This window comes from Flavonifractor sp. HCP28S3_F3 (genome assembly GCF_052065355.1).
Taxonomy (GTDB): domain Bacteria; phylum Bacillota; class Clostridia; order Oscillospirales; family Oscillospiraceae; genus Flavonifractor.
The window spans coordinates 1-481 of record NZ_JBQHUF010000045.1 but is presented as its reverse complement, the minus strand read 5'-3'; the positions used below and the strand labels follow the sequence as shown (position 1 = coordinate 481).

Annotated in this window: 1 rRNA gene; it reads left to right on the top strand. The window is 49.5% G+C overall.

The features are described from left to right. Positions 1-152: 152 nt before the first annotated feature. Positions 153-481 (top strand): 16S ribosomal RNA (locus ACTNB1_RS14885); the annotation flags it as partial.

The following is a 481-nucleotide window of genomic DNA, read 5'->3' as shown; positions in this document are numbered from 1 at the left end:
AACAACGTGAGAGAAACACGAAGCACCAGAAAGGACGAGAAGTCCTTCTGACAAGCGCAAGCTTGAAGAAGGCTCTTGATTTAATTTCTTTGAAGCTATGAATTAGGCTTCGATAAAATTGATCTAAGGAACGAAAGTTCTTTAGATACCATTTTATTGAGAGTTTGATCCTGGCTCAGGATGAACGCTGGCGGCGTGCTTAACACATGCAAGTCGAACGGAGTGCTCTTGAAAGAGGATTCGTCCAATTGATAGAGTTACTTAGTGGCGGACGGGTGAGTAACGCGTGAGGAACCTGCCTCGGAGTGGGGAATAACAGTCCGAAAGGACTGCTAATACCGCATGATGCAGCTGGGTCGCATGACCCTGGCTGCCAAAGATTTATCGCTCTGAGATGGCCTCGCGTCTGATTAGCTAGTTGGCGGGGTAACGGCCCACCAAGGCGACGATCAGTAGCCGGACTGAGAGGTTGACCGGCCAC